The 25641-nt window shown below is 60.9% G+C and carries 26 protein-coding genes; 19 read left to right on the top strand and 7 right to left on the bottom strand.

Features of this window, described 5'->3' with window-relative positions:
* Positions 1–625: 625 nt before the first annotated feature.
* Positions 626–1072, bottom strand: coding sequence for a pyridoxamine 5'-phosphate oxidase family protein (locus D3242_RS29135; protein ID WP_027047874.1), 447 nt, complete (start codon positions 1070–1072; stop codon positions 626–628).
* Between the two features lie 290 nt (positions 1073–1362).
* Between D3242_RS29135 and D3242_RS29130 the strand changes: the two genes are divergently transcribed.
* The 6 genes from D3242_RS29130 (at position 1363) to D3242_RS29105 (ending at position 6463) form a co-directional block, all read left to right on the top strand.
* The gene (locus tag D3242_RS29130; RefSeq protein ID WP_019863752.1) at positions 1363–1917 is read left to right on the top strand and encodes a hypothetical protein; all 555 of its coding nucleotides are present in this window, start codon (positions 1363–1365) and stop codon (positions 1915–1917) included.
* Between the two features lie 284 nt (positions 1918–2201).
* Positions 2202–3413 carry an acyltransferase family protein gene (locus D3242_RS29125; RefSeq protein ID WP_120145560.1) on the top strand — a complete coding sequence of 404 codons (1212 nt, stop codon included), beginning with the start codon at positions 2202–2204 and terminating at the stop codon, positions 3411–3413.
* Positions 3414–3447: 34 nt separating this feature from the next.
* A complete protein-coding gene (locus D3242_RS29120) occupies positions 3448–4524 on the top strand; it encodes an acyltransferase family protein (RefSeq protein ID WP_064982063.1) in 1077 nt (358 codons plus the stop codon).
* 279 nt (positions 4525–4803) lie between these two features.
* The gene (locus D3242_RS34140; RefSeq protein WP_223217973.1) at positions 4804–5181 is read left to right on the top strand and encodes a glycoside hydrolase family 108 protein; all 378 of its coding nucleotides are present in this window, start codon (positions 4804–4806) and stop codon (positions 5179–5181) included.
* A gap of 328 nt (positions 5182–5509) precedes the next feature.
* On the top strand, positions 5510–5773 hold the full coding sequence (locus tag D3242_RS34135; protein ID WP_019863744.1) for a hypothetical protein: 264 nt from the start codon (positions 5510–5512) through the stop codon (positions 5771–5773).
* Between the two features lie 474 nt (positions 5774–6247).
* Positions 6248–6463: a hypothetical protein gene (locus tag D3242_RS29105; protein ID WP_080643897.1), complete on the top strand. Its 216-nt coding sequence runs from the start codon at positions 6248–6250 to the stop codon at positions 6461–6463.
* 673 nt (positions 6464–7136) lie between these two features.
* On the opposite strand, the gene D3242_RS29100 is transcribed toward D3242_RS29105, so the two are convergent.
* Entirely contained in the window at positions 7137–7604 is a 468-nt protein-coding gene (locus tag D3242_RS29100) for an Lrp/AsnC family transcriptional regulator (RefSeq protein WP_019863741.1), read from the bottom strand.
* A 126-nt stretch (positions 7605–7730) separates the two neighbouring features.
* Here D3242_RS29100 and D3242_RS29095 point away from each other — a divergent pair, with 126 nt between their 5' ends.
* From D3242_RS29095 to D3242_RS29085, 3 genes are all read left to right on the top strand, one after another.
* Positions 7731–10109, top strand: a complete 2379-nt coding sequence (locus D3242_RS29095; protein WP_064982059.1) for a pyruvate dehydrogenase (acetyl-transferring), homodimeric type — start codon at positions 7731–7733, stop codon at positions 10107–10109.
* A gap of 124 nt (positions 10110–10233) precedes the next feature.
* Positions 10234–11178 (top strand): GHMP family kinase ATP-binding protein, encoded by a 945-nt coding sequence (locus D3242_RS29090; protein WP_064982058.1) that lies wholly within the window; start codon positions 10234–10236, stop codon positions 11176–11178.
* Entirely contained in the window at positions 11172–12245 is a 1074-nt protein-coding gene (locus D3242_RS29085) for a PLP-dependent cysteine synthase family protein (protein ID WP_064982056.1), read from the top strand. Before D3242_RS29090 ends, D3242_RS29085 begins: the two co-directional genes overlap by 7 nt.
* On the opposite strand, the gene D3242_RS29080 is transcribed toward D3242_RS29085, so the two are convergent.
* Positions 12240–13502, bottom strand: a complete 1263-nt coding sequence (locus tag D3242_RS29080; RefSeq protein ID WP_064982054.1) for a threonine synthase — start codon at positions 13500–13502, stop codon at positions 12240–12242. The genes D3242_RS29085 and D3242_RS29080 overlap by 6 nt on opposite strands.
* Positions 13503–13704: 202 nt before the next feature.
* Between D3242_RS29080 and D3242_RS29075 the strand changes: the two genes are divergently transcribed.
* The 3 genes from D3242_RS29075 (at position 13705) to D3242_RS29065 (ending at position 15549) form a co-directional block, all read left to right on the top strand.
* Complete coding sequence (locus D3242_RS29075; protein WP_064982052.1) at positions 13705–13971, top strand: helix-turn-helix domain-containing protein; 267 nt, start codon at positions 13705–13707, stop codon at positions 13969–13971.
* 168 nt (positions 13972–14139) lie between these two features.
* Positions 14140–14868, top strand: a complete 729-nt coding sequence (locus tag D3242_RS29070) for a LuxR family transcriptional regulator (protein ID WP_064982051.1) — start codon at positions 14140–14142, stop codon at positions 14866–14868.
* Between the two features lie 66 nt (positions 14869–14934).
* Positions 14935–15549: an acyl-homoserine-lactone synthase gene (locus D3242_RS29065; RefSeq protein WP_064982049.1), complete on the top strand. Its 615-nt coding sequence runs from the start codon at positions 14935–14937 to the stop codon at positions 15547–15549.
* A 317-nt stretch (positions 15550–15866) separates the two neighbouring features.
* Here the strand turns inward: D3242_RS29065 and D3242_RS29060 are convergent, their stop codons facing one another.
* Positions 15867–16568: a hypothetical protein gene (locus D3242_RS29060; protein WP_196774181.1), complete on the bottom strand. Its 702-nt coding sequence runs from the start codon at positions 16566–16568 to the stop codon at positions 15867–15869.
* 169 nt (positions 16569–16737) lie between these two features.
* On the opposite strand from D3242_RS29060, the gene D3242_RS29055 reads away from it, so the two are divergent.
* Positions 16738–17376 carry a TetR/AcrR family transcriptional regulator gene (locus D3242_RS29055; RefSeq protein WP_064982126.1) on the top strand — a complete coding sequence of 213 codons (639 nt, stop codon included), beginning with the start codon at positions 16738–16740 and terminating at the stop codon, positions 17374–17376.
* Positions 17377–17587: 211 nt separating this feature from the next.
* A complete protein-coding gene (locus tag D3242_RS29050) occupies positions 17588–18286 on the top strand; it encodes a winged helix-turn-helix transcriptional regulator (RefSeq protein WP_064982047.1) in 699 nt (232 codons plus the stop codon).
* A gap of 74 nt (positions 18287–18360) precedes the next feature.
* Here D3242_RS29050 and D3242_RS29045 read toward each other — a convergent pair whose 3' ends face one another.
* The 3 genes from D3242_RS29045 to D3242_RS29035 are packed head-to-tail and all read right to left on the bottom strand — an operon-like array spanning position 18361 to position 20445.
* Positions 18361–19137, bottom strand: coding sequence for an amino acid ABC transporter ATP-binding protein (locus D3242_RS29045; protein ID WP_064982045.1), 777 nt, complete (start codon positions 19135–19137; stop codon positions 18361–18363).
* On the bottom strand, positions 19137–19796 hold the full coding sequence (gene ehuD, locus D3242_RS29040) for an ectoine/hydroxyectoine ABC transporter permease subunit EhuD (RefSeq protein WP_064982043.1): 660 nt from the start codon (positions 19794–19796) through the stop codon (positions 19137–19139). The genes D3242_RS29045 and ehuD overlap by 1 nt, the downstream gene beginning before the upstream one ends.
* A complete protein-coding gene (locus D3242_RS29035; protein WP_081295949.1) occupies positions 19786–20445 on the bottom strand; it encodes an amino acid ABC transporter permease in 660 nt (219 codons plus the stop codon). Before D3242_RS29035 ends, ehuD begins: the two co-directional genes overlap by 11 nt.
* Before the next feature lie 387 nt (positions 20446–20832).
* On the opposite strand from D3242_RS29035, the gene trbB reads away from it, so the two are divergent.
* Genes trbB through trbJ form a run of 5 tightly spaced genes read left to right on the top strand, consistent with a single transcriptional unit; the run spans position 20833 to position 25636 of the window.
* Positions 20833–21816 (top strand): P-type conjugative transfer ATPase TrbB, encoded by a 984-nt coding sequence (gene trbB, locus D3242_RS29030; RefSeq protein ID WP_064982040.1) that lies wholly within the window; start codon positions 20833–20835, stop codon positions 21814–21816.
* Entirely contained in the window at positions 21813–22139 is a 327-nt protein-coding gene (locus D3242_RS29025; protein WP_064982038.1) for a TrbC/VirB2 family type IV secretion system protein, read from the top strand. Before trbB ends, D3242_RS29025 begins: the two co-directional genes overlap by 4 nt.
* Positions 22139–22420: a VirB3 family type IV secretion system protein gene (locus D3242_RS29020; RefSeq protein WP_064982036.1), complete on the top strand. Its 282-nt coding sequence runs from the start codon at positions 22139–22141 to the stop codon at positions 22418–22420. Before D3242_RS29025 ends, D3242_RS29020 begins: the two co-directional genes overlap by 1 nt.
* A 10-nt stretch (positions 22421–22430) precedes the next feature.
* The gene (trbE, locus tag D3242_RS29015) at positions 22431–24881 is read left to right on the top strand and encodes a conjugal transfer protein TrbE (protein WP_064982034.1); all 2451 of its coding nucleotides are present in this window, start codon (positions 22431–22433) and stop codon (positions 24879–24881) included.
* Complete coding sequence (gene trbJ, locus D3242_RS29010; protein ID WP_064982033.1) at positions 24878–25636, top strand: P-type conjugative transfer protein TrbJ; 759 nt, start codon at positions 24878–24880, stop codon at positions 25634–25636. The genes trbE and trbJ overlap by 4 nt, the downstream gene beginning before the upstream one ends.
* The last annotated feature ends 5 nt before the right edge of the window (positions 25637–25641 follow it).

Here is a 25641-nt window from a genome sequence, read left to right as displayed (position 1 = left end):
AGAATGCCGATTTCAACAAGCTGATATTAGGTGTTACTGAAAAAGCAATGCAATCGAAATCCAAGGACCCTTCCACAAAACCACGAAGGCAGGAAACTGGTGTGAGTTGTACCCCGAGATTGTCGAACTTACCTGACCGCGATCGAGTCTCAACGGCGACGCAGTCTTTCGGGTGACCTACAGGCCACCGAGCCTTGCCGGCACGCGACAGAGCAAACCCAAGCCTGGCAAGAAGCGTTACGACGCGCGGGGCGTATGGCCGGTTGCTAAAGGCCAAATATGAAAAGCCCGGCGCGGGGGAGGGCCGGGCTTTCGTTGTATGAGAGCGTCGCACTACTCATAACTGGCCTGCGACGTCGTACAAAGTATATTAGAATTTATAAATAATCAGTTTCCGAGTTTCTGCGTCTACCGCACCCCGGCGGGTCGTTTAGGCATTCTTGCCAAATCGGCATTCCAGCGCGTCGGCATCCGCGCGCAAAGCAGCTCACGCATCATTATTCGGGCGGCGGACACTCGAGGTAGAGAGAAACTTGGCCGAGTTGGGGGCGGGCTTGGTCCGTCGAAAACGGACCGCGCCCGCGCAATTCTGGTCCCGTGCGACCGGCCACGCGCCTGGCGGAGCCTACTCACTTGCTTCCCGGCCAGACATCTCTTCTACGAGAATCCGGAAGAAGACGTGTGGCAAGCTATGTGACGCGGGTGGGATCACAGGCTTGAGCGCACCGGGCTCCCACCAGTCCGCGTGCTTGCTCAACACTGACCATGCGTGATCGCGCTGAAGCTTGTGACCGATCTGGTCAGGCAGTTCTTCGAAGCGGCCGTCGACAATCACGCTTTTCCATCCGCGTCCCTGCGTGTGTTCGACAACGTGGGCGCACACCGAGGGGTTGGCACGCATCCAGTCGATCTTCTTTCCCGGTAAAGAGAACGCGTAGAGGTGACTGTCGGCGTAGGCGTAGTTGAAGCAGACGACGTAGGGTTGTCCGTCCTTAGCGCATGCCAAATGGCCGACACGATTGGCAGCCAGCAATTTCGTGCATTCCAAAGTAGAGAGCGTGCGGACCAGCATGATGCGACCCTCTATCCTGTTACATTTCACACCCTTGGCAGCTGAGCTCGCTATGACGTGGATCAAATTGTGCTAACTGAGCCGACATGCCTTTGCCGTGCTAACCAATCCTGTCGAGGGAGGCCGAAAGCAATGCTTGGTATGATCGCTACCTGCATGACATTCTAAGGCTGACGGGACTGGTTTCGGCCTTTCGATCCGATCTCGAGCTCATATCCGGAGGTTTCCGATGACCTGCCTGTTCGCACGCCTTGTTCGAAGACCGTCCTTGAGGAATTGCGGGCAATCCCGTGGGCAAGTTGGGACGACGAGCTGCGAGGCCTAGCGGGTGCCGTTCCGTTTCGTTTGAGGAGCTTCTTGGCGGCCAAAGTGTCACGATCTTCGCCAATGGCGCCGATGCTGTGGAATTGTGGGACGAGCTTCCCATTTCTCGCCTAATCGCGACGGAAGGCATAGACATCACCTTCGCCGCCACCTTCGCGAAGGATACACAATTCGTTCTGCACGGAGTCAACACCGCCCCGCCGACCGGCGCGACAGGCATGAAAGCTCGCATGGGCGTCGGCGTCGGCTGTGCGGCCTCGACCGGATTTGTCACGGTCTATCAGTTGACCGGGGAAAACACCTACACGGCCACCGCCGTCAATGCGGCGGATTTCAGTGGGGTCTCCAAGCAATATCGGCTTGTCATTGACCCGGGCTCCAGCAGCCTCAAGGTCTATAATGGGCCGCTGCTCGGCACGGTGGCGCTCACAACGCCCTATCTCGGCGGGTTCATGGGGCTGCGGTCTAACGTCAGCGGCAGTAGCCCAATCATTTCTGACTTGCGGTCTATTGAGCACTAGGCCCGAGGACAGGAGCGGTATCCAGCGCCATTGCCTCATCTCTGTGCGGTGACCGGTGTTCCCAAGAACTTCCACCCCACCGGGTCATAACAGTGCCCGTTGCCGTGGTTCCATCCTGAATAAAGACGGGCTTTCTGGCATAGGAATAATGCCACTCGCCGTCCCTGGGCACTGTCTCGATTGGGGTAGTTGATGATCTAGGTTAGAAGTACCAGCGCGGCCAGACAGACGGCGAGCATCTCTGTTTTGTTCAACTTGGTCATCATGCTGATGGGCAATATCACATGCTGGCCGACGATCTCAACCGTTGCGTCAAAATTCCAATCCCTGTAGGAGCAATGCATCTGGCGGGGGCTCGCCGGGTGTCCAAATTGACGACGCAGATCAAACGGCCGGATCGCTTTCCCTATCTCAGCGCCCTGCGCGGGATGGCTGCTCTATGGGTCGTGATGGTCCATGTAGCCCATATGCCTAATCCGCATTTGGCGCTTCCATGGTGGGCAGAGGGGTTCGTCGGAAACGGCGTTATGGGCGTTAATCTGTTCTTCCTCGTGAGCGCGTTTTCGCTTTGCCTTACAATGCCGAAGCATGACAAAGAAGAAAGGCCCTATCTAGGGTTCATGCTGCGGCGTTTTTTTCGGATAGCTCCGCTATTCTACCTCTTGATCATCGTGACACGCCTGATGCGCATCTTTCCTTTCAGATGGAGTGCGCTAGCCGCGAACATATTTTTCGTCTTCAACTTCATTCCAGGCAGCGGATATCAAACGGCGATGGTCCTGGCGGGCTGGACGATTGGCGTGGAAATGGCGTTCTACGTGATGTTTCCCTTCATATATGCCAGAACCAAAAGTGTGACGTTGGCCATTCGGGCGCTCGTTGTTGCCTTCTTAGTCGCCGCGGCTTTTCGATCTGTCATCGGGAACTTGGTGGCCGACTCCGCCTCGTACATAAATCAGTCCATCTTTGGGTTGGCGCCGATGTTCATGTTCGGGATCATCGCGTTTTATATGGTCCGGGCTGCTGGCGAATGGAAACATAAACGAGTGATCGGCGCTCTCCTGCTGGCTTCGGTGCCGCTTCAGTTCTATGTGATTATCCATGGCTTGGTCCCATTCGGCCCGGCCATCTATTGGCAAGGGCCGATGTTTGGGTGCCTCTTGGTGGGGCTCTACCTTCTCCCGCTCAGGCTGCTGGTCAACACGGCAACCGTGTGGCTCGGCAATATCAGCTATTCCATCTATCTCGTGCACAGCCCGGTAATCGTTGTGCTAGCCTACAGATCTACGGTGTACCAGCACCTTCACGCGTTGGGACTAGGCCCAGTTGAAACCTATGCACTGGCGCTGGGACTGACGCTGGCTTGCGTGATCCCTATTGCTGCCTTGACCTTCTACGGCTGGGAAAACTGGCTGAATGAATGGGGCAAGGGCTTCGCCTCGCGGGTGGCGGGGAGAAAAGAACAAACCCGCATAGTCGTTCAGGAAGCGGCCTGAGAGGGAAAGGCGCGCGCGATGGTAGTTGGAGCCAATGCTCTATAAAAACATCCAGGGTCTTCGCGCCGTCGCGGCATTGATGGTGATGTTCGCCCATATCTACCCAGCATTGCCGATGCAGGCTCATTGGACGCTGCCTTATGTGGGCACCATGGGACCCAACGGCGTTGATCTGTTCTTTGTGATTTCAGGGTTCGTCGTCTATTTGTCCGCCGACAGACTGGGCAAAAAGGCCGAGATCGTGGGCCGGTGGCGCTCCTTTCGAGAATTCGCCGTCAAGCGAGTGCTTCGAATCTATCCCGGCTATTGGGTCGCGTTTTTCGTCGCTTCGGTTCTGCTTCTGACAACCACGTTGGTCGTGGCCCCACCGCAGATATCAGAGAGACCCCTGTGGGGATTGCTTCTTCTGATTGACCAGCCCAACAACAGAATTGGGGCGGCATGGACGCTGCAGTATGAGGTGACCTTTTACGCAATCTGCGCGCTTGGAATCCTGCTGTTTCCACGGCGCATCCTGCTCATGCTAGGTCCGGTAGCAGTGGCTGTTTTCTTTGGGTGTGTCGCCGGCATCGTTAAGCCAATGGCATATCTTTTCTTGGAGTTCGTCTTTGGCATAGTCGTCGCCTTGTTGGTGCAGCGGAAGATCTCCGGGCACGCAGCGTCATCGCTGGCCGTAGGGGTCGGCGGCATGATTATTGGCGCGGTCTATTTCCATTCTCAAGGCGGCTGGTGGGCTCTTGGTCACATATGGCGTGTCCTGTGTTTTGGCCTGCCCAGCGCCTTCATCGTTTACGGCCTGGTAGCCATGGAGATCAGGGCCGGATGGGTATTCTCGAGGCCGTGGGTTGGTGTCGGGGATTCCTCCTACTCTCTGTACCTCTGGCACTATCCCCTGTTCGCGGTGCTGGCCGCCTGCTACGCGGACCTGGGGATTATTGGCAAAGTGCCGGTGGAGGTTTTGGCGCTGACTTCCTGTTCGATTGCCGTTCTCATCGGCCTTGCCAGCTACTACGCAATCGAGCGACCCATCAACAAGTCCGGATGGTTGGCCCGACTGGCTGGCGTGCAGTCTAAAGCCATGATTGGGCGTTCTGCCGAGGTCGCGGCCTAGCCACCTTCCGCAGTGCTTCCCGAACTACAGCGGCATCGTTGCCGTCGCCGCTCTTCAGCACAATCCAGACACCATCAACGAGCGCCAGCAGTCCGCCGTCATAGCTGGCTTTTGCCCATGGCATGCTGAGATAGCTTAGGTCCCCCGTTGGCCCATCATTGTCGGCGGCCCGCTGAGATCCATCGGGATTTGATCCGACAGCTTGTCATCCTTCCTCACCATCGCATCGGCCTCCTCTGGGGCCGGCGACCATACCATCATCACCCGAAAGGAAAACTCATGGCTGTTTCCCGTGAAAAGGAATCGCTTGCCCGCGTACTTGCGCATGAGGGCGGCTATTCGAACCATCCCAATGATCCCGGTGGCCCGACGATGAAGGGAACGCAGCGCGTCTATGACGGCTTTCGGAAGGGCAAAGGCCTTGCCACTCGCTCAGTAAAAAGCCTCACCACCGCCGAATTGAATGAAATCTATGTTCGTCAGTATTGGGACGCGGTGCAGGGCGACACGTTGCCGGCCGGCGTCGACTACGTGGTTCTTGACGGCGCGCTGAATTCCGGTCCCGGTCGCTCGATCATGTGGCTTCAGCAGGCGTTGCGACCTGCATATACCGGCCGCATTGACGGCGTCCTCGGCATGGGCGGCGTGCGGCGCTGAAGGCGGACAAGAACAACGACGCGCTGATCGACCCATCTGCAACGCCCGCATGGCCTTCCTCTGCTCGCGTTGCTGAAGTCCGAGCAATCGGCCAGGCATGGGCAACCGGCCAGGTGCCACAGGCGGCTAACTTCATAGACGGCGGCCAAGCTAAAGCCTTTGTCGATGATGCCAACGCCGCACCGTCAACCGCTCCGGCGGACTTGGCAACTGGCGCCGGCACCGGTGGCCTCGGTCTGTCTGGTTACCTCTATGATCTGGCAGAACCAGCTGTCGCCGCTGTCCTACACCAGCGAGTGGATCGGCAACGTGGTCACTCGAAAGCGCGGTGCTGGCGATCGGCGGGCTCGGCTATCGCTGGTACGCCAATCGCAAGGCCAAACGTCTATGGGACGGGTCCGCAAGGATAAGACGGCCCGAGGGTATCCCGGAAGCGGTCACAGGCCCGAAAGTGGAATGGCTCAAGCCTGGTTTCAGGGCGCGTGTCCGCTACCTCCGAGGCGAAAACAAACTGCGCCATGCGTCCGTGCAAGATGTCCAGGAGACAGATGACAACGAAGCGGCGGTGAGCGACACCGTCCGCGATGAGTAAGCCCGGCCGGCTTCGGCGCAAAATTCGACACCGAGCCTGCGTAAGTGGTCTAGCCTACCCTGCTGTCCAGGTCATAATAAACTTGGACGAGGTCCTCAATGTCCTCGTCAGCGTCCTTGATAATGCGCTCTAATGCGGTGCAAAGCATTTCGAAGGCGGCGGCTAGGTCACCGGTAGCTCCTAGCGCTCGCGCCTGCCGCAAGGCCTCATTCGCAGTTTGAAATCGTATGTACTCTTCCATCGGCTGCGTCATGGCGGTAGCTCCGAATTGGGCGGCAACACGAACAAAAAACATCCTACTTGTCAGGTTTCAAAACCTTTAAAGCTGGTGCCAAATGAAGCTGCGCGGAGGGGCCAAACGATTTTGCGGGCTACAATATCGCTGAGGCGCTCACAAACTGTCCGCTGGAAACCAGCGAAGGAACAATTTTAGCAAGCGATAATTTTATAGGTTAGTTAGCCAGGGAGGCTATCTTGACCCAACGACGGATCGACAAAGAGCGCATCGAGCGCGCCGATCGAGAGGCGAAGTTGTTGATTGAGGCGGAAACGCTGGCACGAAATGCAAAGACGGCGCGATTGCGGGCGCTCCGTCTTTCCTCGGCACAACCCACGGAGAGGCCAGCTCCGGTGAAAACGCGCCGGCCGCCCGCTAAAAAGTGGTCGACGAAAATTATCGAAGTCAACTGAGGCAAAACAGCTTTGGATCCCGCCCGCTGCTGCCATCAGTCGATTGAACCCCGCCGCATCGAGTGTCGAATATTCTTGCTTTAGCTTTGGGCGGCGGACAATGAGACCTTTCTTGTATTGAGGGCAGATGAAACCGATCAGCACCCCCGTCGCGGCGGCCAGGATCCCTGCGGAACATTAGTCATTCCTAAAGATTGACTCACGCGGCAGGGCGGGTGCCCGCGCCCCCTTGTCGAAGATCGGACTCCGATCGGCCCGCGCTCTCTCCGCCAGAGAGTGCGGGCTTCGTCTACATTCAGGGAAATGATCGCCCGAACATGGTACGGTTCCATACAATTTACCGATTCGACTTTTCCGAGCCTGTGCCGAGAGTAAATTAGTTGCGTGGGTTATCGAGGCGCATTGTGATGCCTCTCGCTGGTTGTGGCGGAGTGTTTGAGCCCGAGCATCTGGACGTGCTCCAGCGGGTGTTTGACCGGCTTTGCGCAGAATGCCGGCTGGAATACATGCGCTCATGCTAATATCAGCGCAACATACGAACGCGCATGGCTTAGCGATGACCGACAAGCCTGCAACAACGTGTCGTCAGCGTCTTCGAGAAGCCGAACTGGCGCACTGTGCTGACCACCAAGACAAGCAGAAGGCGTTCCGCCCGCTGGAGACTACCGGTCGGTTAGGCAGGCAGGACCTCCGACCGCTTGACCTGCCCCAGGGCGAAGCTGCTTTCTATCGAGGCGATGTTGTCCAGCCGCGTCAGCTTGTCCTTGATGAACCGCTCATAGGCCTCGAGGTCGCGCACCACGATGCGCATCAGGTAATCGCGCTGGCCGGTCATCAGATAGCAGTCGACAACCTCTGGCCAGCGCAGCACCGCCTGGGAGAAGCGGTCGAGATCGTCCTCGCGTTGCCGTTCAAGCTTGATCGACGCGAAAGCGCTGATCGGCAGGCCGAGCTTCTTCTGGTCGAGGACCACGGTGTAACCTTTGATGACGCCGGCGCTCTCCAGGAGCCTCACGCGCCGGGCGCATGGTGAAGGCGAAAGGCCCACGGCTTCAGCCAGGTCGTTCGTCGTCGCCTTTGCGTTCTTCTGCAGCGCGGCGATGATTTTCAGGTCGATTGCATCGAGCGTCGGATTTGGCACGTTTCCCTCATGTGGGCGTCATTTTTGGCTGGATCAGCCAATATCATCGATAAGCTTGCGCAAGAATAGCCACTTTTGACAGACCTTGGCCGCTATCTTTGAGCCGCGATTTCACGGGAGCCGACGATGACGATCCTTTCCGAGCTTGAACGCAAGGTTCTGTGGCTGGCTGTCTGGATGATCCATCATGCCAATCATGTTCGCGGGTCGCAGGACGGCCTCAAGGTCGGCGGTCATCAGGCGTCGTCGGCGTCCGCGTCGACCTTGATGACGGCGCTCTACTTTCAGATCCTCAGGCCTGAAGACCGCGTTGCCGTCAAGCCGCATGCGAGCCCCGTCTTCCATGCCATCCAGTATCTGTTCGGCAGGCAGACGCTCGAGCAGCTGCAGAATTTTCGCGGCTATCGCGGCGCGCAGTCCTACCCGTCACGAACCAAGGATATCGACGATGTCGATTTCTCGACCGGGTCGGTCGGACTGGGCGTGGCGCAGACCTTGTTCTCCTCGCTGGTCCAGGACTATGTCAGGGCCAAAGGCTGGAACGCGGACCAGCCGGAAGGTCGGATGGTGGCCCTTCTCGGCGACGCCGAAATGGATGAAGGCAATATCTTCGAGGCTCTTCTCGAAGGCTGGAAGCACGGCCTGCGAAACACCTGGTGGGTCGTCGACTACAACAGGCAAAGCCTTGATGCGGTGGTGCGCGAAGGCTTGTGGCTGCGCTTCGAATCCATCTTTCGAAACTTCGGCTGGGACGTGGTGATCCTCAAACATGGGACATTGCAACAGGCGGCGTTCGCCGAAGAGGGCGGCGAAAAGCTGCGGTCGTGGATCGATGCATGCCCCAACCAGCTCTATTCGGTGCTGACCTTCCAGGGCGGCGCCGCGTGGCGCCGGCGCCTTCTGGATGACCTGGGGGACCAAGGACCGGTGACCCGCCTGATCGAGAAGCGAAGCGACGACGACCTTGCCGCCTTAATGGCAAACCTTGGCGGCCACGATCTGGCAAGCATCATCGATGCCTTCGAGCAAGCGCGCGGTCATGATCGTCCGACCTGTTTCATCGCCTATACGATCAAGGGCTTCGGCCTGCCGCTCGCCGGCCACAAAGACAATCACGCCGGATTGATGACGCCGGCGCAGGTCGACGCGCTGCGGCAAGGCATGGGTGTACGCGAGGGGCGTGAATGGGACCTGTTCGAGGGCCTTGCATACGATGAGGCCGCGATCCGGTCCTATCTGGCGTCGTCGCCTTTCGCGCAGGCAGCTACCCGTCGCCATAAAACTCCAGCCGTACCCGTGCCGCAGATCCCCTGGGGCGCACAGGCCTCCATGTCGACACAACAGGGCTTCGGCCTCTTGATGCACGAGATCGCCAAGTCAGACAGCGATTTTTCCAAGCGTGTCGTGACCACGTCTCCGGACGTCACGGTCTCGACCAATCTCGGGGCCTGGGTGAACAGGCGGGGCCTGTTCGCGCGCGGCGGACAGGCAGACCTCTTCCGGGAAGAGCGCATTCCCTCTACCTTCAACTGGACGTTTTCGCCGTCGGGACAGCATCTCGAACTGGGCATCTCGGAGATGAACCTCTTCACGATGCTGTCGGCGCTGGGTCTGTCGCACACGCTTCACGGCGAGCGCCTGCTTCCGGTAGGAACGCTCTACGACCCCTTCATCGAGCGTGGTCTCGATGCGCTCAACTATGCTTGCTATCAGGATGCACGCTTTATCCTGGCGGCGACGCCATCAGGCGTGACACTGGCGCCCGAGGGAGGAGCGCATCAGTCGATCGCCACGCCGCTGATCGGCATGGCGCAAGACGGCCTGGCGGCGTTCGAGCCGGCCTATGTCGACGAGCTGGCAGTCATCCTGCGTTGGGCATTCGACTATATCCAGCGCTCCGGCGAGGCCGAGCCCGACAACCACAGCTGGCTGCGCGACCAGACCGGAGGTTCAGTCTACCTCAGGCTGTCCACGCGATCGATCGAGCAGCCGGCACGCCAGATGGAGGATCCGCTGGCGCGCGCCATCGTCGATGGCGCCTACTGGCTGCGCAAACCCGGGCCGAATGCCGCTGTGGTGATCGCCTATTCGGGAGCTGTCGCGCCGGAAGCTGTCCAGGCATTGGGGCTGATGGCGGGTGACCGGCGCGATGTCGGGCTTCTGGCCGTGACCTCGGCCGATCGGCTGAACGCCGGCTGGTCTGCCGCGGCGCGGGCGCGCCAGTATGGCCATCCCCGCGCCACCAGCCATGTCGAGCGCCTGCTGGCTGGTCTGCCCGCCTCATGCGCCATCGTGACGGTGCTGGACGGGCATCCCGCGACGCTCGCCTGGCTGGGTTCGGTCCATGGCCATCGCACGCGCGCGCTCGGCGTCGAGCATTTTGGCCAGACCGGTACAATCGCGGACCTCTACCGGTATTACGGGATCGATGCGCAAGGCATCATGGCTGCGGCGCAATCGGTTTCGGCCGGCCGGCCGCTGAGGCACCTCGGCTCCGCCGCCTGACGATCGGCCAGCATCGCCTCGTCCCCTGCTGGTACAACAGGAAGCCGTCAATACCGGAATTCCTTGAGAGCGGCCGTCAGTCGTCGGCGCCATCTTCCCGCGTGGCGACAAAGCCTGGGGAAAGATGAAAATGGCTGAGGCCGGCGATCTCATGAGCCGTGGAGCGCTGCCGTCGCCGGTTGGTACGGCGATTGCGATAGCGCATCATGGCGAGCTCATCCAGGGCGTCTTCAAGGATGATGATGGGAGTCTTCATCGCGGGCTCGTGACACTGCCGATCGCCGGCTTGAGATCGGAGGCGCGCTTTGACAGGAGTGACGGCGATGCGGTCGTCGTCACTCCCGACCATAAGGTCAAAGCGGCGGCAGCCGCGCGGCTCACGCTCGATTTCTTGAACGTCACTGGCGGTGGCGAGCTGACGCTTCAAAGCGCAATCCCCGTGGGGCACGGCTACGGCTCATCGACGGCTGACGTTGTCGCTTCCATTCGCGCTGTCGCCGCAGCCGTTGACGTCCAGTTGCGGCCGTCAAGCATCGGGCGTCTGGCCGTGGCTGCCGAGCGCGCCAGCGACGCGATCGCCTTCGATGATCACGCGGTGCTTTTCGCGCAACGCGAAGGCAAGGTGATCGAGAATTTCGGAGGCTCGCTGCCGCCGCTGCTTCTGGTCGGCTTCAAGGCAAATGGCGGGGTTCCGGTCGATACATTGCAGCTGCCGCCCGCACGCTACGACAGTGCCGAGATCCAGGAATTCGGCGTGCTGCGGGCGCTGGTGGCGCGGGCGGTTCGCCTTCAAGATCCCTATCTTCTCGGACGCGCCGCCTCGGCCAGTGCCCTGATCAGTCAACGGCACTTGCCAAAACAGGGCTTCAACGAGATCGCCGAGATTGCCAGACGGGGCGGGGCGTGCGGGGTGCAGGTCGCCCATAGCGGTTCGTTGTTCGGCCTGATCTTCGATCTTTTCGCATCGAATCTGAAGCGACGGGCGGCCCTGGTTGCGCAGCAGATAAGACGTGCCGGCTTCAAGGATGTCGAAGTCCATCTGGTCAATGCGGAGGGCTGGTCATGGTGACCCTCGACGTGGACTATTTCAGGGATCTTGAGACCCCGCGTCTTGCGCGCCTTGCGCCAAATCTAGTGGCCGCGGCGTTTCCGCTGATGAAGCTGATGCCGGCCCGCTTCATTCTGGATCGGGCAGCGTCGAATGGCGAACTGAAGGCAGGCTCCCACATTGTCGAGACGACATCGGGCACGTTCGGCATGGCGGTCGCGCTGCTGGCGGCGGCGCGTGACTATCGCCTTACACTCGTCACCGCTTCAACGTTGATCGATGCCAAATACAAAGCCCGCCTGGAGCGCATCGGCGCCACGGTCATCGCCCTTGACGATCCGCGCGGCGACGGCAACCAGCCTGGCCGGCTGGAGCGCCTCCAGGAAATCCTGGCCAACGAGCCGGACGGCTTCTGGACCCGCCAATACGACAGTCCGGGTAATTGGCTTGCCTATGCGCGGCTGGCCGAACTTTTCATCCGGGCAATGGGCAAGGTTGACTGCCTGGTCGGCTGCGTCGGTACGGGCGGCTCGCTATGCGGCACCGCGTCCTTTTTGCGAACGGTCTTTCCGCATCTGACGGTGTTTGCCGTCGATACCCATCGCAGCATCCTGTTCGGACAGCCCGTCGGCAAACGCATGCTTCGCGGCCTGGGCAACAGCGTTCTGCCGAAAAATGTCAGGCATGAGCTTGTCGACGAGATCCATTGGGTTGGCGCCTATCCGGCGTATAGGACCGCGCACCGCTTGCTGCGCGAGCACGGCCTCTTCATGGGGCCGACCAGCGGCGCCGCCGCGTTGGTGGCGCATTGGGTTGCAACGACCCTTCCGGATGCGCAAGTGGCGGTCATCATGCCTGACGAAGGCCATCGCCATGCCGAGACTGTCTACAACGATGAATGGCTCAGCGCTCTGCCTGGCTGGCCCTGCAAGGAACCGTCCGAGCCAAGGACGCTGACCACCATTGCACCGGCCGCGGAGACGCAATGGACACGCTTTCTCTGGCTGCGTCGCAGTCTCGACGATGTGCTGAAAACGCGCGAAGCAAGCGACGTGCCACCGGCTGTTGGCGCGGCGGAAAATCTATGAAGCGAGATCCAGCCCGTTCTTGTCGAGCCAGCGCCAGGCATCGTCCGTCGTCTGGAAGATCTGATCGTGTTCGTTCGATCCGGCGGACCGATCGAGGTCCTTGAGACCGCTGGCTGTAACGACGGCCACGACACGGTCTGTGGCTGCGATGACACCTTGGTCCTTCAATTTCGATATGGCGATCAGTGGCGTGACCGACGCCAGTTCGGCAAAGATCCCTTCGTCCCGCGCAAGGCGTTCCTGCATCGCGATCAGGCCGTGATTGTTGACAGGGACGGCGTGCCCGCCGGATTCGCGCAGCGCCTTCAGCGCCTGAAAGGTGCTGCGCGGCGTGCCGATCGATACGGCAAGGCTGTCGAAGAGCAGCTTGCGTTCACTCAACGCATCGGCGCCGCTCGCCAGAGCGTCCGCCAGCGAGCCATGCACCTCCGCCGCGACGAGACGCGGCAGGCGCGTGATCGACCCTTGGGTGAACAGCTCGCAAAAGCCAGCCCACACGCCGGACAACGCATCGCCATAGCAGACCGGCAGGGCGCACCAGTCTGGCGCCGTCCCGTTTGACTGCTCGACGATCTCGTAGGCGATCGTCTTGTAACCCTCGATGCCGAGTGGGTGGCTGCCGACGACCGGACCGTGATAGGGCGACGCGATGAACCAGTCGTAGCGGGCCGCTGCCTGTTCAAGCAGCGACCATCGGTCCATTTTGCTGACCAAGGGCAGGACCGTCGCGCCATATTTGCGGATCTGCGCCAGCATCGCGCCGGCCGATCCCGCGAAAGTGGTGACGACGCATTTCAACCCGGCGCGGGCAGCGTAGGCCGCCAGCGAGGCGCCGGCGTTTCCAGATGAGGCGGTCGCGACGATTTTCGCGCCGCGCGCGCGCGCCACGCTGACCGCGATGGTCGAGAAGCGGTCCTTGTGCGACCAGGTCGGGTTTCGGCCTTCATCCTTGATTGCAAGCTCAGGCACGCCGAGAAACGCGCCGATGCGCGGCGCGGCAAGCAAAGGCGTCAGCCCCTCGCCGAGGCTCACCGCCTCCGCCTCTGTGCAAGGCAGCATATGCGCAAAACGCCACAGCGAGCGCGAGCTGGTGGCGCCGGCTAAAGGGTCGGGCTGCGGAGCTGCATAGACGGGCGCAAGATTTGCCGGCGCGGTGTCCTGGCAGCGCGCGCATCCCTTGGAGTCGATGGTGACGTCGGCGGGATAGGAAGTGCTGCATCGGATGCAGACGAACTCCAGGACGCGACCTGTGTCCATAACGGGTCGGTTTTGCTCGCCTGGGAGATGCGCGGACATATCGTGTGCGAGGTCGCGAAACGGCCGGCTCGCCATGGCTATTCCTTATCCAGGAAACGATGAAATCGCTGGTTGTTTCAAACAGCCAACAGCAGCGATGTCAATGCGGAATGTGCACTATAGTGTGTCGCACCATAGTGCGCGTCGTAGCATCCGTTGTTTGATGAAACTTCGCGGCGTTTTCGGCCTGAACGTGCAGCGGCTCCGGAGAGAGAGAAAACTCTCTCAGGAGCAGTTGTCTTTCGTTTCGGGCCGCACGCGTGCCTATATCAGCAGCGTCGAGGCCGGCCGGCGCAACGCCACGCTGGATACAGTCGAAATTTTGGCCAAGGCGTTGAATGTCGAGCCGCAAGAGTTGGTTTCGGCAGGCCCGGCAAACAAGCGAGCTATACGGGTGACGAAACCGGCCGCTTCAAAGTCGACCGATTGAAGCCAACCTTCTATAAAGCAGTGCTGACCTGATTTTCACTTGTCTCTTCGCTGTGACATGGGATTGACTCCTTCAGTGTACATTCGATGCGCTTCCTATTGAAGATTGGATCTAGACAGCCATAGGTTGTTTCGCGGGGTAGGGCCTGACTTTGGTTGAGGTCTGTCGATGGAGAGCGAAACTATTGTCGACCTTTTTGCGGCGATCACGAAGATCGACACCGCACGGTCGGCCGATGCAATCCTTCAAGCGTTCCGCGCGGCGATGGAGCATTACGGATTGCGCAATTTTCTGATCACCGGACTGCCCGTGCCGCACGGCACGGACTGGCAGCGAGAGATTCTTGCAGATGGCTGGTCGCCTGAATGGCATCGTCGCTATGTCGCCCAGGAGTATTTTTTGCACGATCCTTGTGTCGCCCAGTGCCGGCACTCGCCAGAGCCTTTCCGATGGGGCGAGCTGCCGGCCGCAAGGCTGGTTCCACGCGCGAAGCTGGTCATGGACGAGGCGGCCGAGTTCGGGATGAAAGAAGGTATCTGTGTCCCCATTCATGTTCCGTTGGCCGGGCCGGGCGTCGTCACGATGGCGAGTGACCGGATGGACGTTCCGCCAAGCGCCATGCCCTTTATCGAGACACTTTGCGTGCATACCTTTCGCAGCCTCTCAGCGCTGGGAACACCCGGCGATCGCGATGAGCCGACGCCCTTGACGGCGCGCGAGCGCGAACTCCTGGAGTGGAGCGCGCAAGGCAAATCCACCGATGACATCGCTTGTATCCTCGGTGTCACCAGGAACACGGTCGAAAGCCATCAGCGCAACATTCGAGGCAAGCTCGATGCAATCAACGTGGCGCATGCCATTGTCAAGGCGCTGCGACGGCAGGAAATCCAGATTTAGCAATACCTGAATACCGTCATACGTACGGCAAGTCGATTTTCCTACGACCCTCCGCCTGGAGGCGTCATGGTTCGTATGCATCTGGTCACTTGGGATAACAGGAAGCACTACAGGAAAGTTCTGGAACGCTACTTTCGGATACGGTACGAGATCTACGTGAAGCAGAGACGCTGGCGCGCCGTCGCCCGGCCGATCAACATCGAGATCGATGCCTTCGATAACGAACATGCGCTTTATGTCTTGGCGCTTGATACCAATGGCAAGATCGTAGGCGGCTCGCGCCTCGTGCCGACGCTGCAGCCGCATCTCATGAGCGAGGTCTTCCCGGGTCTCGCTGGCGGCAGGCCGCCGAGAGCGGCTGAGATTTTCGAATGGACGCGCTTCTTCGTCGTTCCATCGCTCCGCACGCAGGGTGCCTCATCGCCGGTCGCCGGCTTTGTTCTTTGCGGTCTGCTCGAGGCCGCACAAAGCCTGGGGATTCGACAGATCAGTGTGGTCTGCGAGGCGTTCTGGCCAAAACGGCTGCGTGCGCTTGGCTGGACGCTGACCGAGCTCGGCGACGTTCTGGAACATCCCGACGGCGACATCATCGCGTTGCTGATCGATGTCACGCCCGAGGCAGTTGAACAGACGCGCCGCGCTTACGGCATCAGCGGCGTCATACTTGCCGACAAGATCTAGAATGATACCCATCGCCAGCTGAAGTTCGCCAGCCGGCGACCGCCAATCGATCGCAAATTGCAGAACTATTCGACGACCATTTTGGGGCCGAGAGCGGAGCCGCAGCTTCGAGCTGCAACTCTTCAAGAGCGGACAATTGGCGTGGGCATCGCACTGGCTGGACCTAAAGGGTGACGTGAGAGCACCCGACAATGGTTAGAGCTTTCAAGTGCCCGGCCAAGTCAGGACCCGGTCATCGCCAGAATGATTCAGATTCGACTTCGGCCTTCGTCAAGCCAATATCGTCGATCATGTGCGCCTGGATATCGGCGGCGAGGTCACAGCGCACCGCGCGTTAAGTGCACATTGGGATCATCGATGGCGGTCGCGCTTCTCCACAGCCAGCCGGCCAACCAAGCGATAGCTATCGCAAGAACCATTAAGCCAAGGTCGAGAGCCCACTCCGGCACGAACGCACGGAGGGCGATAGGCGCCGCGCCAAGGAGATAGAGCGCCAGTGGAATGCGTGGCACGCTTCTTACAACGACAAGAGAAATTACGAACGCAAACGTCCCAATCAAGAAAAGCAGCGAACTGGCGACTAGCGCGAGTCCCAATGGCCCGGCTCGTAAGTCGATGATGGTTGTCAGCGGAAGTTTCGAAAATACGAGATTGATCACCACTTCCACTCCTTCCAAACTTGCCAATGCAACGAAATTGAGGACAAACGCGATAGTGCCAAGCCGGCCAGCACGCCGTCCAGAAGCAAGAAACAAACCCACGACAAGACCCAGCGCCAATATCTCTGCAAGGGGCGCCAGAAGTTGCGTCAAATCGGTGGTCGGGATGACCGAGCTGCGCTTGGCCGCGTTGACCAGAAGAATAAGTGCGCTTCCCACTCCGGCGATGGACGCAAGCCGATAAAGCGGAACGTTGGTCACAGCCGCGCTTAAGCTTACCTCCGGCCGAGGTTCTCCGGCTGGGCTGGGGACCGAAATAGACGATTGCAGTGGGTGAGTTTCGGCGTTTCTGGCGAACATGTTCAGCTCCTCCATCTGGGAGTTCGGCAACCGCGAAAGTCGCAGGCCTGTTCCGATCCCATTTGTAATCACTGCTTACATCCTATCATCTTCGTTGTAAACAGCGATTACATCATGCCCGCATCGGTGATACGCATGCATTGTGCAGTTCAAACGAACGAAGGACGAAATGCCAAAGGACAAGACGCCTAGCCGCACTGGCTACCACCACGGCAATCTGCGGCAGGTGCTAATCGATGCTGCGGTTCAACTGATAGAGAAGGACGGGGCCGAAAATGTCAGCGTGCGCGAAGTCGCCAAGCGAGCGGGCGTTTCCCCCGGTGCACCCTTCCGTCATTTCGCGAGTAAGACCGCATTGATGACGGCTGTCGCGGAGCAGGCAATGAGCCGATTCCGCTCGGAGATTACGAACGCCGTCAAAAATGTCGCTACGGACGATTCGATTGAACGCTTTGCCGCTGTTGGAATGGCCTATTTGCGCTGGGCACTTCGAAACCCCACCCATTTCCAAATCATCTCCGCTAGGAGCCTCATTGATTGGGATAGTTCGGAGTCGCTGCGTCGCGATAACGAAGCGGTGCGTGCTTTGATGGAAGGGGCAATGGTAGAAGCTCAGCGACGAGACATGCTCCGGTCAAACGACATAGCAGAGACGCAGATCGCCGCGAGGGCGCTGGTCTACGGGCTCGCACGCATGTGCATTGACGGACACTTTGCACAGTGGGGAGTGACGGGAAACACAGCGGAGCGAACTGCGGAGAATGTCTTAGCGCACTTCGTGACACTGGTTAGAAACGACCGGTCTTGATGAACTACCGGGCTAGGACAAATGTCCGAAACGCGGCGCAAAGCTGCCGTCCACACTCGATGCATTCCCGCTTATCCATAAGCACCCGAAACTTGGGTAGAGGCACGACTCAGAAAGGTTGAAAGGATTCAAAGAAACCCATGGATATTGTCATCGCGCCCATTTGCGCGGTAGTCAGCCTTATGATGTGTCGAACCCGGTTGACGGACTCATGAAGCCGCTGGTCCTGATCTCCTCGAAGGACCCGGATTTTTTCCTGGTTTTCGGGCACATACTTTCGGTAGCGGGGTTCGAGATTCGCCTGATTTCGGGAGATCGGGAAATCGCACGCGCCATCGAGGCGGCATCCCCGCTTGCCGTGATCATGGACTGCCATCCAGGCGACCGTGCGGTGGTCAAACAGGCCACCTGGTTGAAATCTGGCGCGGCAACCAAAGGGACGCCGGTCGTGAGCCTGGTTGCCCCGCGTTCGGGCAAGCTTCATCTCGACTTGATCAAGGCTGGAGTCAACGAGATATTTTCGCGGCCGTTCGCCCCCGAACAGCTTTTGGCCTGGCTGCATGGCAAAGCGGGCCTTGCGAAGCAGTCGCGCGAAACGGATTCGGGTGAGTTGGTTCAGGGCGATTTCCGGCTGGAGCGGCAGACTCACCGGACATTCTTCAGGCAAAAAGAAATCGTGATGCCACCGATCGAGTTCAAGCTTTTGCGCAGCCTTTTGGCGCAGCCTGGCAAGGTCTTCAGCCGCGAGGAACTGGTCGCGACCGCATGGCCTGAACATGCAGCCGCAACCGACGTGCGGGGTGTCGATGTCCATATCGCCAGGCTGCGCAAAAGGCTTCGGGCGTCCGTGGGAAGCGATGTGATCCGGACGGTCCGCTCGGCTGGCTACGCGTTCGCGCCGGACTGGTGACCTGCTCGGCGATTCCGGCATGTGGCGTGCTTGCGCGCCGACTGCCGTCACGCAGGGTCCACACGCGTCGGCTCTCAATGGCTCAGGATGGTATCCAGGAACAGCCGGGCGCGTGGGTGAGCGGCTCGAGAGAAAAAGTCTCTGGACGAGGCATGCTCGACAATGCGGCCTTCGTCCATGAAAACGATCTCATCGGCGACTTCGCGTGCGAAACCCATCTCATGGGTCACGCAGACCATGGTCACGCCGCTTCCTGCGAGCGCGATCATGACGTCGAGGACTTCCTTGATCATTTCCGGGTCGAGCGCCGAAGTGGGTTCGTCGAACAGCATGATGCGGGGATTGAGGCAAAGCGCACGTGCGATCGCCACCCGTTGTTGCTGGCCGCCCGAGAGCTGGGCCGGAAAGGCCTGCGCTTTTTCGGGGATGCGGACCGCGGTCAGATGCTGCATGGCGATCTCTTCGGCCTCCCGTGCCGGTTTCAAGAGAACCCGGCGCAGCGCCAGCGTGCAGTTGGCAAGCACCGTGAGGTGCGGAAACAGGTTGAAACTCTGGAACACCATGCCTGTCAGCCGGCGCGCCGTCGCAGTGTCCCGGGCATTTCTTCCCAGTGCTATCCCGTCGAGCTGGATCGTTCCCTTCTGGAAAGGCTCCAGACCGTTGATGCAGCGGATCAAGGTCGACTTGCCCGAGCCGGACGGTCCGCAAACGACGATGCGTACGCCCGGCCGTACGGAAAGATCGATGTTTTTCAAAACCTGCAGGGCGGCGAACCACTTGTTGAGGCCGTCGATCCTAACATGAGGGATCAATTGAACGGCCGCGACTGGATGTGAGGTTTCAGCGAGCATCAGCGACGTCCAGCCGCAAGCAGGCGCTGCTCGATGCGCTTCACGCCGTAAGAGATGAGCAAGGCCAAGGCGAGAAACAGAATGCCGGCAACGGTCAGCGGCTCTGCGTATCGATAGGTCTCGGAAGCGATATCGAAGGCGCGTCCGAGCATTTCGGGCACAGCCAGGATTGCGAGATAGGGCGTCGCCTTGAGGATTGAAACAAGATAGTTGCCCAACGGTGCGGCGATGTTGCGCAACATCTGCGGCGCGATGACGAAAACGACCGTGTCGCGGCGGGTCAGCGACAAGGCTCTGGCCGCTTCCTGCTGGCCTTTCGGAATCGCGTCGATGCCCGCTTTGAACACCTCCGCCAAGTAACCGCTGTAATAGAGGCTCAGCCCCAGTATGCCGACCGTCACGGCGCCAAGCCGGATCCCGTAGAAAGGAAGGACGAAATACAGGAAATAGAGCCAGGCCAGAACCGGCGTCGAGCGGATGAAGTCGATCAGGAAGCGGACGGCGAGGCCAGTCGCACCGCCGCCGCGGCGGATCATTTCGAAAGTGAAGCCGAGCACTGAGGCGCCGAGGCAACTCAAGACCGTTGCGAGCAGGGTCGTCCCGATCGCCCCGATGATCGTCGGGATGGTCGATAGTGCGAAATCGAAGTCAAATCCCACGCGGCGTTCCTCTTTCGGGATTGACCCGCGCCTCGAGCCAGCGGCCGGCAAGTGCGATCGGATAACAGACGACGAAGAAGGCCAGCAGCAGCGCCGAATAAATCGCGACGGGGTCGTAGTCGGTCTGCGCAATTTCCTTGGCGCGGAAGGTCATGTCCGTCAGCGTGACCAGCGAGACGAGGGACGTCGCCTTGACGAGCTGGATAAGGTTGTTGACGAAGGTCGGGCTCATCGCGACCAGCGCCTGCGGCAGCTCGATCAGGAGCAGGATCGCCGGGCGCGAGAGGCCGAGCGCCATGCCGGCCTCGCGTTGCCCCGCCGGAAGAGACTGCAGCCCGGCGCGCACCGCCTGGCTGGCATAACCGCCGGTGTTGAGACCGAGCACCAATGCACTGACGGTCAGCGCCGACAGAGTGACCCCCATCACCGGCAGCACGTAGTAAAAGAAGAAGAGCAGGACGACGACCGCTGAGCTGCGCCAGAATTCGATCACGGCGGTAACCAGAAAGCGCGTCAAGCCGGTGGTCAGAAACTGCGCGACGCCCAAGACGAGCGCGAAGGGGACCGCAAAGAGCAGGCCATAGGCCGTGACCTCTGCGGTGATACCCAACCCCTGCAGAATGCCAAGCCAGATCTCGATCATGCTCACGGGGTGCCAACCCTCTTCGTCGGGGCCGGCGGCGTTGTCGGTATCGTTTCGGCGTGCTTGAGGAGGGCTTTTATGCGCCGAGATATCGCACCCTCCGGACCGGACCTCATGACAACCCTCCGCGCCATAGAAAACGATCGCCTGTAGGGGCAGGCCATCGATGGCTCTCTCATAAACCTCGCAGGAGTCGTGTGTCAATAAACATAGACATATTATTGCGAAAGTTCACATTATGTTGGTCGCTGCCGCCGGCGCCGCCGTTCGCCAGTAATTGCACGCCACGCTACGATGATGGCTGAAACCCGTTGAACCCGACCGCTCCAGAGCTCTTTTGATCGTCCCCGACCGGGCGTCGTCTGACGCGTTCCCGGCTCAAACGGGGACAGGATGGCTATATCGCACAACGATACCGATAGACGCGCGCGCAGCTCGCGCATGCTGCGCACCGCGCTCGGACCAGCCATCGCCCGGTTTCTCGACGACCCCGCGATCGTTGAGGTGATGCTGAATCCGGATGGCCGCATCTGGGTGGACCGGCTTTCGGAAGGTTTGGCCGATACGGGGGAAACACTGGCGCCGGCCGCTGGAGAGCGGATTGTGCGTCTGGTCGCCCATCATGTCGGCGCCGAGGTCCATTCCCGTTCCCCACGCGTCTCGGCCGAGTTGCCGCAGACCGGCGAGCGTTTCGAGGGGCTGTTGCCGCCCGTCGTCGCAGCACCCGCCTTCGCGATCCGCAAGCGCGCCGTCGCCGTGTTCACGCTCGATGACTACGTCGCGGCGGGCATAATGTCAGCCGGCCAGGCCGCGATCTTGCGCGCCGCGGTTGCGGAGCGCGCGAATGTCCTTGTCGCCGGCGGCACATCGACTGGCAAGACGACCCTCACCAACGCGCTGCTCGCCGAAGTGGCGAAAGGGATGGACCGGGTCGTGATCATCGAGGACACAAGCGAATTACAGTGCGCCGCGCCCAACCTTGTCGCGATGCGGACCAAGGATGGCGTCGCCACGCTCGCCGACCTGGTCCGCTCTTCGCTGCGTCTGCGTCCCGATCGCATCCCGATCGGCGAGGTGCGTGGCTCCGAGGCTCTCGACCTGCTGAAGGCATGGGGAACCGGGCACCCCGGCGGCATCGGTACCCTTCATGCGGGCTCCGGCGTGGGCGCGCTGCGCCGCCTTGAGCAGCTTATCCAGGAAGCCGTCGTCACTGTCCCGCGTGCGTTGATCGCCGACACGATCGACCTCGTCGCTGTGCTCGCCGGACGTGGCGCCGCTAGACGGCTTAGCGAACTCGTTCGGGTCGAGGGTCTCGGTCCCGACGGCGATTATCGCATTGCTGACGCCACACCGATCAACCCAGGAGAAATCTCATGATCCGCCTCCTTGCACGCTGCCACCTGGCCGCGGGGGCCACCGCCCTTGCCATCAATCTCCTGGTCGCGTCGAGCGCCCATGCGTCAGGCTCCTCGATGCCGTGGGAACAGCCACTCGAAAAGATCCTGCAGTCGGTCGAGGGACCGGTTTCCAAAATCATGGCCGTCATCATCATCATCGTCACCGGCCTGACGCTGGCTTTCGGCGACAGTTCGGGCGGCTTCAGGCGGCTCATCCAGATCGTTTTTGGCCTATCGATCGCGTTTGCCGCGTCGAGTTTCTTCCTGTCGTTCTTCTCGTTCGGCGGCGGAGCGTTGATCTGATGACAAGCGCTCTTGAACAACTCGACGCGGTGCCGGGGTGGACGGTGCCCGTCCACAGGGCGCTGACGGAGCAGATCCTGCTCGGCGGCGCGCCGCGCGCAATCGCGATCCTTAATGGCACGCTGGCGGGCACGGTCGGTCTTGGGCTGCGGCTGTGGCTGGTCGGTCTCCTCATATGGGCAATCGGACATCTGACGGCGGTATGGGCCGCCAGGCGCGATCCGTTGTTTTTCGAGGTCGGACGCCGGCACTTGCGGCTGCCCGGGCACCTGTCGGTTTGAGGACGCGGCCGTGATGAGCCTTCATGAATACCGCCGGACAGCCGCTCGCCTTGCCGACTATCTGCCTTGGGCAGCTCTCGCCGCGCCGGGCGTCGTGCTCAACAAGGACGGAAGTTTTCAGCGCACCGCGAAGTTTCGCGGGCCCGATCTCGACTCCGCCGTCGCGGCCGAGCTTGTGGCGGTGGCATCGCGCATCAACAATGCCTTTCGTCGCCTCGGCTCGGGCTGGAGCATCTTCGTCGAAGCGCAGCGGCATGAAGCGGCCTCCTATCCCGAGAGCCAGTTCCCCAATGCAGCCTCCGCGCTGCTCGATGCCGAGCGCAAAGCCGACTTCGACGAGGCGGGGGTTCATTTCGTATCGAGCTACTTTCTCACTTTCCTGTTCCTGCCGCCGCCCGAAGACGCCACGCGCGCCGAGGGATGGCTTTATGAGGGGCGCAACCAGTCGTGCGCGGATCCGGGCGAGATCGTGCGCGCCTTTGTCGACAGGACAGAGCGCGTGCTGTCCCTGCTCGACGGGTTCATGCCGGAATGCCACTGGCTCGATGACGGCGAAACGCTCACCTATCTGCATTCGACGATCTCGACCAAGCGCCATAAGGTGCGCGTCCCCGAGACGCCGATCTATCTCGATGCGCTGCTGGCCGATGAACCGCTCGCCGGCGGGCTCGAGCCGCGGCTTGGCGACAAGCATCTTCGCATGCTCTCGATTGTCGGCTTCCCGACCGCCACAACACCCGGCCTGCTCGATGACCTCAACAGGCTGGCCTTCCCCTACCGCTGGTCGACCCGCGCCATCCTGCTCGACAAGGTCGACGCTGTCCGCCTGTTGACCAGGATTAGGCGGCAATGGTTTGCCAAGCGCAAGAGCATCGCCTCGATCCTGAAGGAGGTGATGACCAACGAAGCGTCAGCCCTCCTTGACACCGACGCCGCCAACAAGGCGGCCGACGCCGATACGGCGTTGCAGGAGCTCGGCGCCGACATGGCGGGTATGGCCTATGTCACCGCGACCGTCGCCATCTGGGATTCCGAACCACGCGTCGCCGACGAGAAATTGCGCCTTGTCGAAAAGGTCATCCAGGGCCGCGACTTCACGGCGATTGCCGAGACCGTCAACGCCGTCGACGCCTGGCTCGGCTCCTTGCCTGGGCACGCCTATGCCAATGTCCGCCAGCCTCCCATCTCAACGCTCAATCTCGCCCACATGATGCCCCTGTCCGCCGTGTGGGCGGGGCCGGAACGGGACGAGCATCTGGTCAGTCCTCCCTTGCTTTACGGCAAGACCGAAGGCTCGACCCCGTTCCGGTTGGTCCTTCATGTCGGCGATGTCGGTCACACACTCGTCGTCGGACCCACTGGCGCCGGCAAGTCGGTGCTGCTCGCGCTGATGGCCCTGCAATTCTGCCGCTACCGCAACGCTCAGATATTCGCCTTCGACTTCGGCGGCTCTATCCGCGCGGCGGCGCTCGCCATGGGTGGCGACTGGCACGATCTCGGGGGGCAGCTTACCGAAGGCATGGATGCCTCCGTTTCGCTTCAGCCGCTCGCCCGGGTTCATGACACGTACGAGCGCGCCTGGGCGGCTGACTGGATCGTTGCGCTGCTGACGCGCGAGGGCGTCCCAATCACCCCGGACGCAAAGGAGCATATCTGGGCGGCGCTGACGTCGCTTGCCTCTGCTCCCGTCGAGGAGCGCACAATCACCGGGCTCAGCGTGCTCTTGCAAGCCAATGACCTGAAACAGGCGTTGCGCCCCTACTGTGTCGGAGGCGCCCACGGCCGTTTGCTCGACGCCGAGGCCGAACATCTCGGCCAGGCATCCGTCCAGGCCTTCGAGATAGAAGGGCTGGTGGGCACGCAAGCCGCGCCGGCTGTTCTGTCCTATCTGTTCCATCGCATCGGCGATCGGCTCGATGGGCGTCCAACGCTGCTCATCATCGACGAAGGCTGGCTTGCCCTCGACGACGAGGGGTTTGCCGGGCAGTTGCGCGAGTGGCTGAAGACGCTGCGCAAGAAGAACGCCAGCGTCGTCTTCGCCACGCAGTCGCTTGCCGATATCGACAATTCGACCATCGCGCCGGCGATCATCGAAAGCTGTCCAACCCGGCTGTTGTTGCCCAATGAGCGCGCGGTTGAGCCGCAGATCACCGCCATCTATCGGCGCTTCGGCCTGAACGACCGCCAGATCGAAATCCTGGCACGAGCGACACCCAAGCGCGATTACTACTGCCAGTCCCGCCGCGGCAACCGTCTCTTCGAGCTCGGCCTGTCCGAGGTCGGGCTGGCACTTTGCGCCGCGTCCTCGAAGGGCGATCAGGCCCTGATTGGCAGCATCATCGCCGAGCATGGCCGCCACGGCTTCCTGGCGGCCTGGCTGCGTGCCCGCGACGTCGGCTGGGCCGCCGACCTTATTCCCAACCTGACCCTTCCCGAACCTGAAAAGGATCCGCAACCATGACTGTTCATCAAAGCCGCCCACGCGCCATCTTTCTGGTCGCGGCAATGCTCGCCGCGCCGGCCGCCATCTCACCCATGATGACGGCGCCAGCTTATGCCCTCATCGTGTTTGATCCATCGAACTATTCCCAGAATGTTCTGACGGCCGCGCGTTCGCTGCAGCAGATCACAAACCAGATCACCTCGCTGCAGAACCAGGCCCAGATGCTCATCAACCAGGCGCGCAACCTGGCGAGCCTGCCTTTGTCCTCGCTCCAGCAACTGCAACAGTCGGTGCAACGCACGCAACAGCTTCTCGGGCAAGCACAGAACATCGCCTTCGACGTCGAGCAGGTCGACAAGGCCTTTCAGCAGCAATACGCCAGCGTCTCGCTCTCGGCATCCGACCGAGAGCTCGTCACGGACGCGCGCTCGCGCTGGCAAAACACGGTGGGCGGCCTTCAGGACGCCATGCGCGTCCAGGCCGGTGTGGTTGGAAACATCGAGACCGGCCGGGCGCAGATGTCGGCGCTGGTCGGCGCCAGCCAATCGGCGACCGGAGCTCTGCAGGCGACGCAAGCTGGCAATCAGCTTCTCGCGCTCCAGGGCCAGCAGCTCGCGGATCTGACCGCTGTGGTCGCTGCCAACGGCCGCGCACAGGCTCTGACTGAGGCCGAACGGGCTGCCGCGGTCGATCAGGGACGCGAGCAGCGGCGCCGCTTCCTCACTCCAGGCTCGGGCTACGAGGCCGGCTCGGTCCAGATGTTCAACCGCTGAGGTCG

This window comes from Mesorhizobium jarvisii (assembly GCF_003601985.1).
In the GTDB taxonomy this organism is placed as follows: Bacteria; Pseudomonadota; Alphaproteobacteria; order Rhizobiales; family Rhizobiaceae; genus Mesorhizobium; species Mesorhizobium jarvisii.
This window is presented reverse-complemented; position numbering and strand designations above follow the sequence as displayed.

What these genes read in the sequence shown, in the direction of transcription:
- D3242_RS29135 (WP_027047874.1), bottom strand. Translation starts at nt 1,072, where the DNA reads ATGCTGGTCCGCACGCTCTCTACTTTGGAATGCACGAAATTGCTGGCT.
- D3242_RS29125 (WP_120145560.1), top strand. Translation starts at nt 2,202, where the DNA reads ATGCTGGCCGACGATCTCAACCGTTGCGTCAAAATTCCAATCCCTGTA.
- D3242_RS29120 (WP_064982063.1), top strand. Translation starts at nt 3,448, where the DNA reads ATGCTCTATAAAAACATCCAGGGTCTTCGCGCCGTCGCGGCATTGATG.
- D3242_RS34140 (WP_223217973.1), top strand. Translation starts at nt 4,804, where the DNA reads ATGGCTGTTTCCCGTGAAAAGGAATCGCTTGCCCGCGTACTTGCGCAT.
- D3242_RS29095 (WP_064982059.1), top strand. Translation starts at nt 7,731, where the DNA reads ATGACGATCCTTTCCGAGCTTGAACGCAAGGTTCTGTGGCTGGCTGTC.
- D3242_RS29090 (WP_064982058.1), top strand. Translation starts at nt 10,234, where the DNA reads ATGAAAATGGCTGAGGCCGGCGATCTCATGAGCCGTGGAGCGCTGCCG.
- D3242_RS29085 (WP_064982056.1), top strand. Translation starts at nt 11,172, where the DNA reads ATGGTGACCCTCGACGTGGACTATTTCAGGGATCTTGAGACCCCGCGT.
- D3242_RS29080 (WP_064982054.1), bottom strand. Translation starts at nt 13,502, where the DNA reads ATGGACACAGGTCGCGTCCTGGAGTTCGTCTGCATCCGATGCAGCACT.
- D3242_RS29075 (WP_064982052.1), top strand. Translation starts at nt 13,705, where the DNA reads ATGAAACTTCGCGGCGTTTTCGGCCTGAACGTGCAGCGGCTCCGGAGA.
- D3242_RS29070 (WP_064982051.1), top strand. Translation starts at nt 14,140, where the DNA reads ATGGAGAGCGAAACTATTGTCGACCTTTTTGCGGCGATCACGAAGATC.
- D3242_RS29065 (WP_064982049.1), top strand. Translation starts at nt 14,935, where the DNA reads ATGGTTCGTATGCATCTGGTCACTTGGGATAACAGGAAGCACTACAGG.
- D3242_RS29060 (WP_196774181.1), bottom strand. Translation starts at nt 16,568, where the DNA reads ATGTTCGCCAGAAACGCCGAAACTCACCCACTGCAATCGTCTATTTCG.
- D3242_RS29055 (WP_064982126.1), top strand. Translation starts at nt 16,738, where the DNA reads ATGCCAAAGGACAAGACGCCTAGCCGCACTGGCTACCACCACGGCAAT.
- D3242_RS29050 (WP_064982047.1), top strand. Translation starts at nt 17,588, where the DNA reads ATGAAGCCGCTGGTCCTGATCTCCTCGAAGGACCCGGATTTTTTCCTG.
- D3242_RS29045 (WP_064982045.1), bottom strand. Translation starts at nt 19,137, where the DNA reads ATGCTCGCTGAAACCTCACATCCAGTCGCGGCCGTTCAATTGATCCCT.
- trbB (WP_064982040.1), top strand. Translation starts at nt 20,833, where the DNA reads ATGGCTATATCGCACAACGATACCGATAGACGCGCGCGCAGCTCGCGC.
- D3242_RS29025 (WP_064982038.1), top strand. Translation starts at nt 21,813, where the DNA reads ATGATCCGCCTCCTTGCACGCTGCCACCTGGCCGCGGGGGCCACCGCC.
- D3242_RS29020 (WP_064982036.1), top strand. Translation starts at nt 22,139, where the DNA reads ATGACAAGCGCTCTTGAACAACTCGACGCGGTGCCGGGGTGGACGGTG.
- trbJ (WP_064982033.1), top strand. Translation starts at nt 24,878, where the DNA reads ATGACTGTTCATCAAAGCCGCCCACGCGCCATCTTTCTGGTCGCGGCA.